General features: G+C 59.7%; 16 protein-coding genes. 7 read left to right on the top strand and 9 right to left on the bottom strand.

Translation table 11 applies throughout. The features are described from left to right. Both cyoE and TSA66_RS03065 read left to right on the top strand, forming a co-directional pair. Positions 1 to 885 (top strand): heme o synthase, encoded by an 885-nt coding sequence (gene cyoE / locus TSA66_RS03070; RefSeq protein WP_040038939.1) that lies wholly within the window; start codon positions 1 to 3, stop codon positions 883 to 885. Positions 886 to 890: 5 nt separating this feature from the next. Continuing rightward, positions 891 to 1,520: an SCO family protein gene (locus TSA66_RS03065; RefSeq protein ID WP_040038938.1), complete on the top strand. Its 630-nt coding sequence runs from the start codon at positions 891 to 893 to the stop codon at positions 1,518 to 1,520. Between the two features lie 79 nt (positions 1,521 to 1,599). Here TSA66_RS03065 and rpoH read toward each other — a convergent pair whose 3' ends face one another. From rpoH to ftsY, 4 genes are all read right to left on the bottom strand, one after another. Beyond that, positions 1,600 to 2,493: an RNA polymerase sigma factor RpoH gene (gene rpoH / locus TSA66_RS03060; RefSeq protein WP_084199232.1), complete on the bottom strand. Its 894-nt coding sequence runs from the start codon at positions 2,491 to 2,493 to the stop codon at positions 1,600 to 1,602. A gap of 277 nt (positions 2,494 to 2,770) precedes the next feature. Next, positions 2,771 to 3,697 (bottom strand): cell division protein FtsX, encoded by a 927-nt coding sequence (locus TSA66_RS03055; protein ID WP_040038936.1) that lies wholly within the window; start codon positions 3,695 to 3,697, stop codon positions 2,771 to 2,773. After that, entirely contained in the window at positions 3,694 to 4,380 is a 687-nt protein-coding gene (locus tag TSA66_RS03050) for a cell division ATP-binding protein FtsE (RefSeq protein ID WP_040038935.1), read from the bottom strand. Before TSA66_RS03050 ends, TSA66_RS03055 begins: the two co-directional genes overlap by 4 nt. Position 4,381: 1 nt before the next feature. Continuing rightward, positions 4,382 to 5,458, bottom strand: a complete 1,077-nt coding sequence (ftsY, locus tag TSA66_RS03045) for a signal recognition particle-docking protein FtsY (RefSeq protein WP_040038934.1) — start codon at positions 5,456 to 5,458, stop codon at positions 4,382 to 4,384. A 139-nt stretch (positions 5,459 to 5,597) separates the two neighbouring features. On the opposite strand from ftsY, the gene TSA66_RS03040 reads away from it, so the two are divergent. From TSA66_RS03040 to TSA66_RS03020, 5 genes are all read left to right on the top strand, one after another. Then, positions 5,598 to 6,965 carry a M16 family metallopeptidase gene (locus TSA66_RS03040; RefSeq protein ID WP_040038933.1) on the top strand — a complete coding sequence of 456 codons (1,368 nt, stop codon included), beginning with the start codon at positions 5,598 to 5,600 and terminating at the stop codon, positions 6,963 to 6,965. A gap of 17 nt (positions 6,966 to 6,982) precedes the next feature. Beyond that, positions 6,983 to 8,305 (top strand): M16 family metallopeptidase, encoded by a 1,323-nt coding sequence (locus tag TSA66_RS03035; protein WP_040042133.1) that lies wholly within the window; start codon positions 6,983 to 6,985, stop codon positions 8,303 to 8,305. Between the two features lie 4 nt (positions 8,306 to 8,309). Next, on the top strand, positions 8,310 to 8,942 hold the full coding sequence (rsmD, locus tag TSA66_RS03030; protein WP_040038932.1) for a 16S rRNA (guanine(966)-N(2))-methyltransferase RsmD: 633 nt from the start codon (positions 8,310 to 8,312) through the stop codon (positions 8,940 to 8,942). 112 nt (positions 8,943 to 9,054) lie between these two features. Beyond that, on the top strand, positions 9,055 to 9,543 hold the full coding sequence (coaD, locus tag TSA66_RS03025) for a pantetheine-phosphate adenylyltransferase (RefSeq protein ID WP_040038931.1): 489 nt from the start codon (positions 9,055 to 9,057) through the stop codon (positions 9,541 to 9,543). Positions 9,544 to 9,593: 50 nt separating this feature from the next. Beyond that, positions 9,594 to 9,863, top strand: a complete 270-nt coding sequence (locus TSA66_RS03020; protein WP_040038930.1) for a YfhL family 4Fe-4S dicluster ferredoxin — start codon at positions 9,594 to 9,596, stop codon at positions 9,861 to 9,863. A gap of 26 nt (positions 9,864 to 9,889) precedes the next feature. On the opposite strand, the gene TSA66_RS03015 is transcribed toward TSA66_RS03020, so the two are convergent. The 5 genes from TSA66_RS03015 to pth all read right to left on the bottom strand — a co-directional run. Further along, on the bottom strand, positions 9,890 to 10,984 hold the full coding sequence (locus TSA66_RS03015) for a GGDEF domain-containing protein (RefSeq protein ID WP_040038929.1): 1,095 nt from the start codon (positions 10,982 to 10,984) through the stop codon (positions 9,890 to 9,892). A 149-nt stretch (positions 10,985 to 11,133) separates the two neighbouring features. Further along, complete coding sequence (locus tag TSA66_RS03010; protein ID WP_040038928.1) at positions 11,134 to 11,985, bottom strand: MOSC domain-containing protein; 852 nt, start codon at positions 11,983 to 11,985, stop codon at positions 11,134 to 11,136. A gap of 23 nt (positions 11,986 to 12,008) precedes the next feature. Next, on the bottom strand, positions 12,009 to 13,100 hold the full coding sequence (ychF, locus tag TSA66_RS03005) for a redox-regulated ATPase YchF (protein ID WP_040038927.1): 1,092 nt from the start codon (positions 13,098 to 13,100) through the stop codon (positions 12,009 to 12,011). A gap of 157 nt (positions 13,101 to 13,257) precedes the next feature. Beyond that, the gene (locus TSA66_RS03000; RefSeq protein WP_040038926.1) at positions 13,258 to 14,355 is read right to left on the bottom strand and encodes a patatin-like phospholipase family protein; all 1,098 of its coding nucleotides are present in this window, start codon (positions 14,353 to 14,355) and stop codon (positions 13,258 to 13,260) included. After that, positions 14,352 to 14,914, bottom strand: a 563-nt coding sequence (pth, locus tag TSA66_RS02995) for an aminoacyl-tRNA hydrolase (RefSeq protein WP_094299034.1), incomplete at its 5' end; no start/stop codon positions are given. The genes pth and TSA66_RS03000, both read right to left, overlap by 4 nt.

Raw genomic sequence — 14,914 nt, 5'->3', positions numbered from 1 at the left:
GTGACTACACTGACCATTCATTCCAACCGCCTCTCCCAATACTGGGCACTTACCAAGCCGCGCGTCACCCAGCTTGCCGTGTTCTGCGCCGTCATTGGCATGTTCCTCGCCACGCCGGATCTTCCCGACTGGCGGGTGGTGGTGGCGGGCACCATCGGCATCTGGCTGCTGGCCGGGGCCGCCTTCGCCGTGAATTGCCTGGTCGAGCGGGAGATCGATTCACGGATGGCGCGTACTGCGCGCAGGCCGCTCGCACGAGGCGAAATCACGGCGGCGCAGACACTGCTGTTTTCCGGCGTGATCGGCGGCATCGGCATGTGGGTGCTGTTTAATTTCGTCAATCCGCTCACGATGTGGCTGACATTCGCCACCTTCGTCGGCTACGCGGTGATCTATACAATGATCCTCAAGCCCGCCACGCCGCAGAATATCGTGATTGGCGGGCTGTCCGGCGCCATGCCGCCGGCGCTGGGATGGGCTGCCGTGGCTAACGATGTGCCGATGCAGGCGTGGATCCTGGTGCTGATCATTTTCGTCTGGACTCCGCCGCATTTCTGGTCGCTGGCCATGTACCGCCGCGACGATTACGCGAAATCCGGCTTGCCGATGCTGCCCGTCACGCACGGCCCGGAATTCACGCAATTCCATATCTGGCTGTACACCATCGTGCTGGTGGCGACGACCATGCTGCCTTACGCAGTTCAGATGAGCGGCCTGATCTATCTTGCGAGCGCTGCTGTGCTTGGCGGCATTTTCCTCTGGTATGCTTGGCGCATCTGGCGGCATTACAGCGATCTTCTCGCGCGCAAGACTTTTGCCTATTCGATCGTCTATCTGTCGCTGCTATTTGCGGCGCTTCTGGTCGATCACTACTTCACATTCTGATAGCTATGTCCTTTTCATCCCGGAGAATTCTGGCGGCATGCGCACTCCTACTTGCTGCGATTGCGCTTCACGGTTGCGGCAAGCAGGGCGACGGCGCGCAGACGTTTCTGTCGCCGGGCAAGACCGCGTTCGCCAATACGGATGTCACCGGGCTCGATTACGCCAAGGATTTCGCGCTGCCCGACCACAATGGGAAAATGCGCACCCTTGCCGATTTTAAGGGCAAGGCCGTGGTCGTGTTCTTCGGCTATACCCAGTGCCCCGATGTGTGTCCGACCACGATGGCGGAAATGGCGGCCGTGATGCAGCAGCTCGGCCCGCTCGCCGACAAGGTGCAGGTCCTGTTCATCACGCTCGACCCGGAGCGCGATACACCGGAATTGCTGGCCAAGTACGTGCCTTCGTTCGACCCGCGCTTCCTTGGACTGGTCGGCGACAAGGCGGCGACCGACAAGGTGGCGAAGGAATTCAAGGTGTTCTATCAGAAGGTGCCGGGCAAGGAGCCGGGCAGCTATACGCTCGACCATACTGCGGGAAGCTATGTGTTTGATCCGCAAGGTCGCCTGCGCCTGTTCGTGCGGCATGGGCAGGGGGCGGAACCGATAGTGCATGACCTCAAGCTCTTGTTGTCATGAACGCGCACAGCTAGCCGAACTGGGAAAAAGAAAAAGGCGTTCCATCGGGAACGCCTTTTTTATTGGTGGAGACTGGCGCTTAGGTATATGCCGCCAGCGCGCCTTTCATTTTCTTCAGGGCGGCGCTTTCAATCTGACGAATGCGCTCGGCCGATACGCCGAATTCATCGGCCAGCTCATGTAGCGTCGCGCCCGAACCTTCATCATTGGCCAGCCAGCGCGCTTCCACGATCCGGCGTGAACGGGGGTCGAGTTTCTCCAGCGCGGCCTCCAGCCCTTCCGACTGCAAGCGGTCGTACTGGCGTGCTTCCAATGCCTTGGTCGGCTCATTGGCGTCCGACGACAGATAGGCGATCGGTGCAAACTTGTCGTCTTCGTCGTCGCTCGGCGCATCCAGCGCGATGTCGTGGCCCGACATGCGGGTTTCCATCTCGATCACGTCTTCGCGCTTCACATTGAGTTCCCTGGCTAGGTCATCGACCTGCGCCGGCGTCATCGCATCGAGGCTTTCCTTGTGGCTGCGCAGGTTGAAGAACAGCTTGCGCTGTGCCTTGGTCGTCGCCACTTTCACCAGACGCCAATTCTTCAGGATGTACTCGTGAATCTCGGCCTTAATCCAGTGCATCGCGTACGACACCAAACGCACGCCCTGGTCCGGGTCGAAACGCTTGACTGCTTTCATCAATCCGATATTGCCTTCCTGGATCAGGTCCGCATGCGGCAATCCGTAACCCAGATACCCGCGCGCGATCGATACCACCAGCCGCAGGTGCGACATCACCAGCTTTTGCGCGGCTCCCAGGTCGCTTTGATCCCGCAGGCGGCGTGCCAGCGACGTTTCCTCGTCATGCGTAAGCATGGGGATGCGGTTGACTGCCGAAATGTACGCTTCGATATTGCCCAGATTGCCTGGAAAACCGAGCGCCAATGCGTGATTACCTTGAGGAACCAGTGCAGATTGTGCTCTCATCATTTCTCCTTAACTTCCTGAGCTAAGACCATCGACAGGCTGTGATGATCCGCTTATTTCATAAATATATTAGCACTCTCAGAGCAAGAGTGCTAATCAGGATTTTTAACCGCTGGGATAAGGAAAACACTATGGCAGAGTTGCGATTAATTAATCTTTTCTACTCTAGAGCGGGTCCAGGACGGAAAATTGTGGATGATCAAACAAGTCCGAGGAAAAGGAGCGCCGTGGTAGAAATACTCTAACTACCCAACTAGCAAGTTGCTCCTGCTTCAATTTTTCACGAAAGACGGGCCAAATGTTTTTTAACGGATAACAGCGTTCCAAACAGGCCCATTCCGGCGCTGATGGCCAAAAGTGCAGCGGTGCTCGCGAAGTCTAGCGGAACCAGTCGGAATTCCGACGCGTACAGCCGGGCAAAATCAGCCACGGCAGCGTTAAGCGGATGCAGCGCAAGCGCTACCACGCCCAAGGCTGCTGCGCCGGCGAACAGGCCCAATAATGCTCCCATGTAGTAGAACGGCCGGCAAATAAACGCGTCGGTTGCGCCAAACATGCGGCACACCTCGATTTCCTCGCGTTGCGTCATGACTTGCAAGCGAATCGTGTTGAACACCACTGCCACCACCACGACGCCCAATGTTGCAGCAAGAAAGAGCAGGGCGAGGCGCAAGACATGCATCAGGGCAGCGAGTCGCTTGACCCAGGCCGAATCGACTTGCACGTACTCGACACCCGGCAAGGCTTTCAGTTGCGCCGCCAGCGTATCGACCTGTCCGGCCTGCGAGGCATCCTGAAATCCGGACAGCTTAAGCACGTAGCCGTCCGGCAGCGGATTTTCACCCAAGGCGGTAATGGCGTCGGCCAGTCCGGTCCGATCCTGCAGCAGTGTCAACGCCCGTTCGCGCGGGATGAATTCAAGCCTGGCCGGATTGTTGCCTTGCTGGACAAGGCGGCGAATCTGCGGTGCCAGCGACGCGGCACGCTCTCGCGGCGTATCCATAGCCATGAAAATACTGATTTCAGGCTCCACCGCCAATTGCTGGGAAACCGGCCGCACGTTCTCCAGTACGGTCAAGCCGGCAAACGGCAGCGACAGCGAAATGGCGACCACCAGCACGTTCAGACTGAAGCTGCCGGGCGTCTTCAGCAAGTGCCGCAGCGCATCGGCGAACGCGAATACATGTTGCCGCAGCCAACTGTTCATGCGGCGCCTCCCGGCAGTGGCGCATTCGCGCCAGGCGCAACCAGGCGCCCGTGTTCGAGGTAAATAATCTTTTTGGCCTCGTTCAGGATGTGTTCGTCGTGAGTCGCGATCAGGCAGGTCACGCCCACGCCATGAAACGCGTGGAGTGCTTCCATCACCTTGGCGGCGCTGGCGCGGTCCAGATTGGCGGTCGGCTCGTCGGCCAGGATGATCTGCGGGCGGTTCACGATGGCGCGCGCGATGGCAACGCGCTGCTGCTCGCCGCCGGACAGCGCCATCGGCTCGTCTGCCGCCTTGGACAGCAAGCCGATCTTGTCAAGCGCGGCGCGCGCGCGTTTTTCCGCATCGATGCGCGGATGGCCCGTGACGAGCAGGGGCAGCATGACGTTGGCCAGCACGCTGCGGTCGTTCAGCAGGCACTGCTGCTGGAAGATCAGCCCGAGGTTGCGGCGCAGGTAGGGCAGGCCGGAGGGCTTGATGCGGCCGATGTCATGGCCGTTGACGGTAATGGTGCCGGAGCTGGGGCGCTCCATTGCCGCTATCATCTTCAGCAAGGTCGACTTGCCGGCGCCGGACGGGCCCGACAAGAAAATCAGTTCGCCTTTGGCCACCGACAGCGTAATGTTGGACAGCGCCGCATTGTCGCGGGTGTACTGTTTCGAAACCTGATGAAATTCGATCATCTCAGCTGAGGAGGGCATCCACGAATTCTTCGGCATTAAACGGCTGCAAATCCTCGATTTGCTCGCCCACGCCGATGAAGTACACCGGCACTGGCCGGGTTTTCGCAATCGCGGCCAGAATGCCGCCCTTGGCGGTGCCGTCGAGCTTGGTGACGATCAGGCCGGTCAGCTGCAGCGCGTCGTCAAACGCCTTCACTTGCGCCAGCGCGTTCTGTCCGGTGTTGCCGTCGATGACGAGCAACAGTTCGTGCGGCGCGCCCTCCATGCCTTTGCCGATGACGCGCTTGATTTTCTTGAGCTCTTCCATCAGATGCAGCTGCGTCGGCAGGCGCCCGGCGGTATCGACCATGACGACATTGACATTGCGCGCCTTCGCCGACTGCACCGCATCGAAGGCGACGGCGGCCGGATCGCCGGATTCCTGCGCGATCACGGTCACGTCATTGCGCGCGCCCCAGATCGCGAGCTGCTCGCGTGCTGCTGCGCGGAACGTGTCGCCGGCGGCCAGCAGTACCGATTGATGGTGGGTCTGCAGGTGCTTGGCAAGCTTGCCGATGGTGGTAGTCTTGCCGGCGCCGTTGACGCCCGCAATCATCATCACCAGTGGTTGATGGCGCCCCAGGACCATCGGCTTTTGCAGCGGCGCCAGCATCTCGATGAGCAGTGCGCGCAAGGCATCCTTGACTTGCTGGGCCTCGGTCAGCTTCTCGCTCTTGACCTTCTTCTTCAGGGCGTCGAGCAGGAACTGGGTCGCTTCGACCCCGGCGTCGGAGACCAGCAGCGCCGACTCGAGCTCATCGTAGAGATCGTCGTCGATCTTCGCGCCGACGAACAAGGTGGTGAGGTTGGTCGACGTTTTCGACAGGCCAGCCTTGAGCTTTTGCAGCCAGGAGCGCTTTTGCTCGGCTCGCAATGGTGCCGCGGTGACGATCTCTTCGATAATTTCCGCCTCGGGCGTGGCAACCACCGGCGCTTCGGCAACCGGTGTCGGTTCCTCGGTGGCGGGTGTCGCCACGGCTTCCGGCGCCGGCGCTATCGCCGGTGTTTCTTTCGATTTTTTTTTGAAGAAGCTAAACATTGGAGCTGGGCAGAAACGCGTTCAGGAATGCTTGCAGAAGCAAGACGGAAAGGAGATACAATCGCCAATTTACATTGTGTGAAATGCATGCCCAAGGGAATGCATCAAACCTGCCATCTATTTTATCAGAGCATAGATTATGAAATTCCGGATCGCCGTACTGCTGGCAGGATGGGCGCTCAGCCTGGCGCCTGTCCTTGCGCATGCCGAGCTTGCGCAAGAATTCATGCTAAAAAATGGCATGAAAGTTATCGTCAAGGAAGACCATCGGGCGCCGACGGTGGCCCATATGGTCTGGTACAAGGTCGGCTCGATGGATGAAGTCAATGGCACCACAGGCGTCGCACATGCGCTGGAGCACATGATGTTCAAGGGTACCAGGACGCTGAAGCCGGGCGAATTCAGCCAGCGCGTCGCGGCGCTCGGCGGTCGCGAAAACGCATTCACCAACAAGGATTACACCGCTTATTTCCAGCAGATCGAAAAATCGAAGCTGGAAAAGGTGATGGCGCTGGAAGCCGACCGCATGGCGAACCTGGTGTTCGACAAGGATGAATTCGCCCGCGAAATCCGGGTGGTGATGGAAGAACGCCGCTGGCGCACCGAGGACCAGCCGATTCCCCAAGTCTATGAAGAGCTCAATGCGACGGCATTCACCGCGCACCCTTATCATCATCCGGTTGCGGGTTGGATGAGCGATTTGCAGAACATGACGGTGCAGGATGCGAAAGCCTGGTATGAACGCTGGTATGCACCAAATAATGCGACCATGGTCGTGACTGGCGACGTCGATGCAAAGCAAGTGTTTGCGCTGGCTGAAAAGCATTTCGGCAAGATCGCGCGCAAGCCGCTGCCAACGACCAAGCCACAGATCGAACCGGAACAGCACGGCATCCGGCGCGTCACGGTAAAGGCCCCGGCCGAAAATCCATATGTCGTGCTCGCCTTCAGGGCGCCGACCTTGCGCGACGTCGACAAGGATGTCGACTCGCATGCGCTCGATGTGCTGGCCGCCATTCTCGATGGATATGACAACGCCCGGCTGAATGCAAAATTGGTGCGTACTGCCAAGGTCGCCAATTCGGTTGGTGCCGGCTATTCCAATGTCGCGCGCGGACCCTCGCTGTTCCTGCTCGATGGCACCCCGGCCAAAGGCACAACCACGGAGCAGCTTGAAAAGCTGCTGCGCGCCGAAGTCGCGCGTATCGCGAACGAGGGCGTGTCCGAGGAAGAGCTCAAGCGCGTGAAGGCACAACTGATCGCGGGACAGATCTACAAGCGCGATTCGATTTTCGGACAGGCAATGGAAATGGGCACGATGGAAATGTCAGGCCTCTCGTATGCCGACATCGACCGCATCATCGACAAGCTGAAGACCGTCACGGCCGAGCAGGTACAAGCGGTGGCGAAGAAGTACTTTACCGACGACACGCTCACCGTCGCGACACTGGTTCCGCTGCCCTTATCTGAAAAGAAAGCTGCGCCGCCCAAAGGCATGCGTCACTAACGAGATAATCCATCATGATGAAGCGTTTCCTCTTTGTACTGGCACTTTCCCTTGTCGCTATCGCGCCGGCCCAGGCGTCGCTCCGCATTCAGTCCTGGATGCTCGCCAATGGGGCACGGGTGCTGTTTGTCGAAAACCACTCCATCCCGATTCTCGATGTCAGCGTCGAGTTTGATGCCGGTTCGCGCCGCGACCCGGAAGGCAAGGCGGGCATGGCCGACCTCACTAACGCCATGCTGGCGCGCGGCCTGCACCAGGCTGAAACGCCGCTCAGGGAGCCGGCCATGACGGAAGCGCAAATTTCCGATGCATTCGCCGATATCGCTGCCCAGCGTGGCGGCGGCGCAGGCATTGATCGCGCCGGATCGACACTGCGCACGCTCTCCAGTCGTGCCGAGCGCGACGCTGCCGTGACCTTGCTGGCGCGGATACTTGCGCATCCGAGTTTTCCGGAAGATTTTCTGGCACGCGACAAGGCGCGTACCATCGCCTCGATCCGCGAAGATGAGACCAAGCCGGAATCGATTGCCAGCAAGGCGTTCTGGCGCGTGCTGTATGGCGAACACCCCTACGCAAGACAAGAAACGGTGGCATCGGTCGAGGCGATCACGCGCGACGATTTGGTCGCCTTCCATCGCACCCACTATGTTGCCAACCGGGCAATCATTGCCATGATCGGCGATATCACGCGGGCCGAGGCAGACGCGGTTGCGCAGCAGCTGACGATGCGCCTGCCGCAAGGCGACGCATTGCCGGCTGTGCCACCGGTCAAGCTGATGTCGGCGGCGGAAGAGCGGATCGACCATCCGGCATCCCAGGCCCACGTGTTGACCGGCATTCCAGCGCTGGCGCGCGGCGATGACGACTATTTCCCGCTTATCGTCGGCAATTACGTGCTGGGAGGGGGCGGTTTCGTGTCGCGCCTGACGCATGAGGTGCGCGAAAAGCGCGGCTTGTCCTATAGTGTCTACAGTTATTTCAATCCGCTCGCGCAGCCCGGGCCGTTCCAGGCCGGCTTCCAAACCCAGCGCGAGCAAACCGGCGAAGCCTTGAAAGTGGTGCGCGATACGATTGCCACCTTCCTGCGCGACGGTCCCACGCCGAAGGAACTGCAGGCGGCGAAGGACAACTTGATCGGCGGCTTTGCACTGCGTATCGACAATAACAGGAAGATTCTCGACAACGTGGCGGCAATCGGTTTTTATAACCTGCCACTCGATTATCTCGATACTTGGACCGCCAATGTCGGCAAGGTGACGATTGCCGAAATCAAGGCTGCCTTTAACCGCAAGATTGCGCTCGACAAGATGTCGACCGTCGTCGTAGGTAACGTAAAGTAATCTGATGCAACGAAGTCACAAGCGCCCGGCGGCGCAGCCGAGGAACCAATCCGCGCATCAGGTGCGCATCATCGGTGGCCTCTGGAAGCGCACACCGCTGCCGGTGTTAGATGCAGAAGGCTTGCGCCCCACGCCGGACAGGGTGCGTGAAACTCTGTTTAATTGGCTGAATCATTTACTTGACGGTAATTGGAGTCAGGTGAATTGCCTCGACTTGTTCGCCGGCACAGGCGCGCTCGGTTTTGAAGCGGCAAGCCGCGGTGCGCGCAAGGTGACGATGGTGGAAGAAAATGCCGGTGCTGTCAGGCAACTCAACGGTATCAAGGCGAAGCTGAATGCGGAACAAGTCGCCATCCTGCGTGGCGATGCGCTATCCGTAACGCAAAGTCTGCTGGCACGAAATGGCGCGGATGCAAAGTTTCAGCTTATTTTTCTCGATCCGCCATATCATCACGACTGGCTGGCAAAAATCCTGCCCTTATGCGCACAATTATTGGCGGACGGTGGCTTGGTCTATGCTGAAGCGGAAATGGCGCTCGATGCGGATGAGCAGCCGGAGTGGTTGGCGGGCTGGAACGTGGTGCGGGCTGACAAGGCCGGCATGGTATTTTTTCACTTGTTGCGGCGCAATACCTAGCTGGAATTTCAGGCATAATGCGCGTTCCGCCGGTCCGTGCCGCGTGGGGCCGGGCTAAATCCGCACGGCCGTGCTGATTCTGTGAAGTAGTCTTAATTGTCAGGGAGCCGCGATGGTTACTGCTGTTTATCCGGGAACGTTCGATCCGCTCACTCGGGGCCATGAAGATTTGGTGCGCCGCGCATCGGGCTTGTTCGACAAGCTCATCGTCGGTGTCGCCGACAGCAAGAACAAGCGGCCCTTCTTTTCGCTCGACGAGCGCCTCTCGATTGCCAATGAAGTACTCGGCCATTACCCGAACGTGCAGGTCGAAAGCTTTTCCGGGCTGCTGAAGGATTTCGTGCGGGCGCACGACGCGCGCGTGATCGTGCGCGGACTGCGCGCGGTGTCCGACTTCGAATACGAGTTCCAGATGGCCGGCATGAACCGTTATCTGCTGCCCGATGTCGAAACCCTGTTCCTGACGCCGTCCGACCAGTATCAGTTCATCTCCGGCACCATTGTGCGCGAGATCGCGACCCTGGGCGGGGATGTCTCGAAGTTCGTGTTCCCGTCGGTTGAAAAGTGGTTGAAGAACAAGATCGCCGCCGGCAGCCAGTAAGCAGAAATCAGCGAGCAGTAAGTAGCAGGTGAGTAGGTGTTGAGGTTGTTATGGCATTAATGATTACCGATGATTGCATCAATTGCGATGTGTGCGAGCCCGAGTGCCCGAATGATGCAATCTCCATGGGGCCGATGATCTACGAGATCGACCCGAACAAGTGCACGGAGTGCGTGGGCCATTACAACGAACCCCAATGCCAGCAGGTCTGCCCGGTAAACTGCATTCCGTTCAATCCCGATTGGCGCGAAACCAAGGAACAACTGCAGGCCAAGTATGAACGGCTGCAGGCGGCACTGAAGGAAGACGCCAAGGAGTAGGTGTTGCCGCAGGCGGCAATGGGGCTTCAGTCGGCCGCGACGACCTTGTTGCGGCCTCCTTGCTTGGCCAGATAGAGCGCTTGGTCGGCGCGCGCGACCAACTTCTGCGCGGTCGCCTCGATCGCTTCGCACTCGTCGTGTTCCGTCAACGATGCGACGCCGACCGATACCGTGACATCCAGCATTTGCCCGTCGGCCAACACCAGCGGCTGTTCGGAGACGTGTTGGCGGATTCGTTCTGCGGCATTACGTGCGGCAGTCAGATCTGCATCGATCAGCAGCACCACAAATTCTTCGCCGCCGAAGCGCCCGAGCGCATCCGACAGGCGCAATGCTTCCTTGATGCGGCCCGCGATTTCGCGCAACACTTCGTCGCCCGCCTGGTGTCCCAGGCAGTCGTTGATTTGCTTGAAGCGGTCGATATCGATGTACAGGCACGATAAGGCATATCCCTGGCGGCGCGAACGCCCGATTTCTTCCAGCAGGCGCCGCTCGACATAGCGCCGGTTATGCACGCCGGTCAGCGGGTCGGTCAGGCCGATATGCTTCAGGCGTTCGTTGTTGACGACGTTTTCCAGGCACACGGCAACGATAGCCGCCGTGTGTTCCACGAAGTCGGTGCCCATGTTCTCGATGAAGCGCTCCTCGTCGCGGCTGCCTATGTACAGGCAGCCGATCAGCCTGCCATGGCGCAGCAACGGCACCAGCGCGATGCTGGCCGGCGTCGGCAATGGATCGGGAAACAGCGCGCCATGTACCTGCCGGAAGAAGGCCCCCAGCACTGGTTTGCGCAGTTGGCCCGACAGTTCGCCAAATCCGGTTTCATCCTGCAGGAACAATAGCTGGGGAATGTCGGCAGGATCAATATTCTGATCGGCCAGTATCCGGCGGATGTCGTACTCGGGATCGAGTAGCGCCAGGGTGACGACGTCAAGCTCGGATGCGGTCGCAAAGCTGTAAAAGATGGCATCCAGCAGTTCCAGGAAGCTGGATGCGCCGATGAATTGCAGGTCGAAGGCCTGGAAGCGCTGCAGGATTTGTTGATTTTGCTGCGCCTGCCTGAACAGTTGCTCCAGCTGGTTACGCAGCTCCAGATTTTCGGTAACCAGATCCTGGGCCATGGTCGTGCGCTCCTCTACGAACCGGCGGGACCGGCTCTCCTCATTTTATGGGAATGATTGTCAAGCGAATACTAGCTTGCGCCGTTACGACTTGCAATCATGACGAGCCAACGATGCTGCGGCATCCAGGCGAGCCGAGGCGCGCTGTTTCAGAACGCGAGGTTGACCTCGACTTCCTGTCCGAGGTGCAGCAGCTGGCCTTCGCCTTCCAGCAGAATCGCATTCATCCCGAAGGTAATGCCGCCATCGACCTTCGGATTGACGCGGTAGGTGCGCAAGATATCGAGCGGGTCGGGGCCGAATTCACCGGTTGCCGGATCGATGGACGGAATCGGGCAGCGTGCACACGGCTTGACCGGCTTTAACGTTGCATTGCCCACTCTGAACGACTCCATGTAATCCTCTTCGAAGGCTTCCACCCCGCCGAGGACGATGTTGGGCCGGAAACGCTGCATCGGCAACGACTCGCGTCCCTGCGCCTTCAGTTTTTCATTCAAGTCGTCGAGTGAGGCCTCCGAAATAACGAGCACTGGGTAACCGTCGGAAAAGAGCGTGGGCGCTTCCACGCCGCCGGTCCACTTGCTGCTGGCTATGCGCCTGGCATCCGGATGGAAGCGCACCAGGCGGCAGGGAGTACCGAGAAAACTGGAGAACCAGGCGGCGGTAGTTTCGTCGCAGTCATAGGCCTTGACCGTATCGTTCCAGACCTGGACCTGCAGCGTCCGTTCGTCGTCCGGATGCGGCAGGCCGAGCGGAATCTCGAGCCGCAGCATGCCGGGCGCCCGCAACTCCAGCGTCTCGGCCTTCAGGCGGGGCGTAATCAGCGCCATCTTCGGATGAGTGCGCTGCGTCATGAAGTTACCCTGCGCGTCGACCACCATCCATTCGCGATCGTAGATCTGTTCGCTCATTAGGCCGGCGGCGGTCAGCGTCGCCTCTCGCAGGGCAATTCCCGCGCAGGATTTGATCGGGAAGAAGTTGAGTGCGGTCAGGATTGCCATGCCAGATTGGGACTTATGCCGGATTAAACGTTGAACAGGAAGTTCAGCACATCGCCATCCTTGACGACGTATTCCTTGCCTTCGGCGCGCATCTTGCCTGCTTCCTTCGCACCCTGTTCGCCCTTGTAGGTAATGAAGTCCTCGAACGCGATGGTCTGCGCGCGGATGAAGCCGCGTTCGAAATCGGTATGGATCACGCCGGCCGCCTGCGGCGCGGTGTCGCCCACATGGATGGTCCAGGCGCGCACTTCCTTCACGCCAGCCGTGAAATAGGTTTGCAGGCCGAGGAGCTTGAAGGCGGCACGGATCAGGCGGTTCAGCCCCGGCTCTTCCATGCCCATGTCAGCCAGGAATGCGCCCTTGTCTTCCTCGTCCAGATCGGCGATTTCAGCTTCGATCGCGGCGCAGATTGCGACCACAGGCGCATTCTGCGACTTCGCGTATTCGGTCAGCTGGTCGAGCAGCGGGTTGTTGGTGAAGCCGGTGTCGGAGACGTTGCCGACGTACATGGCGGGTTTGGCCGTAATCAGGCAGAGCGGCTTGATCAGTGCCATTTCTTCCGCATCCAGGCCCATTGCGCGTACCGGCTTGGCGTCGTTCAGCTGCGGCTGAATACGCTCCAACAGCGCGACGAGCTTGATCGCATCCTTGTCGCCGGCCTTGGCTTTCTTGCCTTCGCGCTGGATAGTCTTTTCGACGGTGGTCATATCGGCCAACGCCAGTTCAGTCTGGATCACCGCGATGTCGTCCAGCGGGCTGACCTTGCCGGCCACGTGCACCACGTTCGGATCTTCGAAGCAGCGCACCACGTTGACGATCGCATCGGTTTCGCGGATATGTGCGAGGAACTGGTTGCCCAAGCCTTCACCCTTGGAGGCGCCGGCGACCAGACCGGCGATGTCGACGAATTCGACCACCGCTGGCAGGATACGCTCGGGCTTGACGATGTCGGCCAGCGCGTTCAGGCGCGGATCCGGCACCTCGACCACGCCGACGTTCGGTTCGATCGTGCAGAAGGGATAGTTCTCGGCAGCGATGCCGGCCTTGGTCAGCGCGTTAAAGAGAGTGGATTTGCCGACGTTAGGCAAGCCGACGATGCCGCATTTGAGACTCATACAATTCTTTCCAGATCAGTAATCCTGCCACGGGCAGGATGGGAATAAAACATCAGATTTATGGCAAAACCGAGGCTTTTGACGCGGTTTGCCGTGATTTTTACCAGTTTTGCGGAGAAGCGCGTATTGTACCCCTTCGCTGCCCGACAACGGTTCTTCATAAGGGCTGTACAAGGCCCAGATCCGACTTTTCCGCGAAGGCCGCCAAGTCGTCGCGCAGGCGCTCACCCTCACCCATCGCCTGCTTCCAGTCGCGCATACGACGCGCATTGTCCTGGCCGTAGTAGTGAAAGTCATTCCGGTCCGGCAGCTTTCGGCGCGGCAAAGACTGCAAGAAAGACGGGGAGGGGGCAACCAGTATCATGTTGTCGAGCCAGTCGCGGTTTCTGCCTTGGCCGGCGCGGCGCCACGGCAAAATCTTGTCGAACCAGCCCGGCACGATCTGCTCGCCGAAGTGCGGATACAGCACCAGGCCGCCATCCGACTGGTTTGCAACGCGGGCGTAGGGCAGCGCAAGGTGGTAGTCGATCAACCCGCCATCCCAGTAGGTTCCGGCCGGCGCGTCTGGGATGTGCCGCACCGGTTCCATGACGAAGGGCAGGGTGCCGGACGCCAGCAGCGCGCTGGCGAGATTTTCCGGGCCCAACGGTGTGAAGCGGGTGGCAAAGGCATCGAATGGCGTCTGGAGCCAGGCAGCCGGGACGCGCTTGTCCGCGACTACGACGCGGTCCAGATGGTTGGCAAGCTGCGCACGCGCAAACAGGTTGTTGAGTACGGCGAGGCCAAAGCCGACGCTTGCCGTGAGTTTGCGTTGCGGTGCGGCCAGCAGGCGACGCCCACGCGCGATCAGCAGGTGCAGGCGATAGTGCGGGTGGGCGGCAATTTCATGCTCGTGCCCCCCGATAAAGGCAGTGAGAAACTCGCTTACCGAGTCGGTCACGAAGCGTGCCGACGGTTTGGGCGGATAGGCTTGTTCGCAATACAGGTCGCCCAGGCGCTGGAAGGCGCTGACTGGATCGGCGTGGCAGGCAGCTGCCATGCGCCATGCACCGACGGAAGCACCAATCAGGGTACGTTCGCGCGGCGCAGACGGCAGCCAGTGACCGAACAGCCATTGATCCAGCTTCTGAAAGATCAGGCCCTTGGGGCCGCCGGCCGCAGCCGGAATGACAGCGATATCCTGCGCCCGCAAACCGTGCTTGTGCAAATGCGCGAGCGCAGCGCGACCGGCACGAATGGAAATCGAATTCCTCATTTGGCCGATGAATGCAGCTTCATCATCGCCGCTTCGAACTTTCCTTCGCAGAGCATTGGAATTACATCGAGGCTCTTGTCGATGGCATCGTTGATCAACGCTTGTTCTTCCTTGCGCGGCCGGTGCAGCACGAAGTCGACCACTTGCTGCTGCAAGTTCATCGAACGTGGATGACCGATGCCGATGCGCAGGCGCCAGTAATCCTGTGTGCCGAGCGCAGCGGTAATATCTTTCAATCCGTTATGGCCGCCGGAGGAGCCGCCTTTCTTGATCTTGGCCGCACCCGGAAGCAGGTCGAGTTCATCATGCACCACCAGGATCTCATCGGGCGCGATCTTGTAAAAACGTGCCAAGGCGCCCACCGATTGTCCAGAACGGTTCATGTAGGTTTGCGGTTCCAGCAGCCACACGTCCTGGCCGGCAATACCGATTTTCGCCGCCAGCGCATTGAAACGCGCCTCGCGTGCCAGCGATCTCCCCGCAAGGTTGTCGACCACCCAGAAACCGGCATTGTGGCGGGTTTGTTCGTACTCCGGGCCCGGATTGCCGAGGCCGACGA

This window comes from Noviherbaspirillum autotrophicum (assembly GCF_000818395.1).
Lineage (GTDB): Bacteria > Pseudomonadota > Gammaproteobacteria > Burkholderiales > Burkholderiaceae_D > Noviherbaspirillum > Noviherbaspirillum autotrophicum.
Note: the sequence above shows the minus strand (reverse complement) of the source record. Positions and strands in the feature narration are given on the sequence as shown.

Excerpts from the sequence above, each read along its gene's own strand:
- TSA66_RS03065 (WP_040038938.1), top strand. The coding sequence starts at position 891 with ATGTCCTTTTCATCCCGGAGAATTCTGGCGGCATGCGCACTCCTACTT.
- rpoH (WP_084199232.1), bottom strand. The coding sequence starts at position 2,493 with ATGATGAGAGCACAATCTGCACTGGTTCCTCAAGGTAATCACGCATTG.
- TSA66_RS03055 (WP_040038936.1), bottom strand. The coding sequence starts at position 3,697 with ATGAACAGTTGGCTGCGGCAACATGTATTCGCGTTCGCCGATGCGCTG.
- TSA66_RS03050 (WP_040038935.1), bottom strand. The coding sequence starts at position 4,380 with ATGATCGAATTTCATCAGGTTTCGAAACAGTACACCCGCGACAATGCG.
- ftsY (WP_040038934.1), bottom strand. The coding sequence starts at position 5,458 with ATGTTTAGCTTCTTCAAAAAAAAATCGAAAGAAACACCGGCGATAGCG.
- TSA66_RS03040 (WP_040038933.1), top strand. The coding sequence starts at position 5,598 with ATGAAATTCCGGATCGCCGTACTGCTGGCAGGATGGGCGCTCAGCCTG.
- TSA66_RS03035 (WP_040042133.1), top strand. The coding sequence starts at position 6,983 with ATGAAGCGTTTCCTCTTTGTACTGGCACTTTCCCTTGTCGCTATCGCG.
- rsmD (WP_040038932.1), top strand. The coding sequence starts at position 8,310 with ATGCAACGAAGTCACAAGCGCCCGGCGGCGCAGCCGAGGAACCAATCC.
- coaD (WP_040038931.1), top strand. The coding sequence starts at position 9,055 with ATGGTTACTGCTGTTTATCCGGGAACGTTCGATCCGCTCACTCGGGGC.
- TSA66_RS03020 (WP_040038930.1), top strand. The coding sequence starts at position 9,594 with ATGGCATTAATGATTACCGATGATTGCATCAATTGCGATGTGTGCGAG.
- TSA66_RS03015 (WP_040038929.1), bottom strand. The coding sequence starts at position 10,984 with ATGGCCCAGGATCTGGTTACCGAAAATCTGGAGCTGCGTAACCAGCTG.
- TSA66_RS03010 (WP_040038928.1), bottom strand. The coding sequence starts at position 11,985 with ATGGCAATCCTGACCGCACTCAACTTCTTCCCGATCAAATCCTGCGCG.
- ychF (WP_040038927.1), bottom strand. The coding sequence starts at position 13,100 with ATGAGTCTCAAATGCGGCATCGTCGGCTTGCCTAACGTCGGCAAATCC.
- TSA66_RS03000 (WP_040038926.1), bottom strand. The coding sequence starts at position 14,355 with ATGAGGAATTCGATTTCCATTCGTGCCGGTCGCGCTGCGCTCGCGCAT.